The 260-nt window shown below is 60.4% G+C and carries 1 protein-coding gene; it reads right to left on the bottom strand.

All coding sequences use genetic code 11. The features are described 5' to 3' along the window. Positions 1–260, bottom strand: a 260-nt coding sequence (locus MWC30_RS22260; protein ID WP_244086363.1) for an NADH-quinone oxidoreductase subunit H, incomplete at both ends; no start/stop codon positions are given.

Raw genomic sequence — 260 nt, 5'->3', positions numbered from 1 at the left:
ACGATGGCCGGCACCAGGCTGAGAAACGGCGCCAGCGTGTGGAAGAACTTGTTCGCTCCCGCCGGTATGAAGTCCTCCTTGGTGAGCACCTTCACGGCGTCGGCGATGGGGTGAAAGAGGCCGATGAGGGTGAACCCGCCGATATTGGCGCGGTTCGCGCCGATCCGGTCCTGCATCACCGCGCTCTGCTTTCTTTCCACCCAGCCCAGGATCGGCGAAAAAAAGCCCACGTTCACCCCGAAGATGAACAGTATTTTTGC

Source organism: Desulforhabdus sp. TSK (genome assembly GCF_022836495.1).
GTDB lineage: Bacteria > Desulfobacterota > Syntrophobacteria > Syntrophobacterales > Syntrophobacteraceae > Desulforhabdus.
The sequence above is the reverse complement of the archived record's forward strand: the minus strand, read 5'-3'. Positions and strand labels throughout refer to the sequence as shown.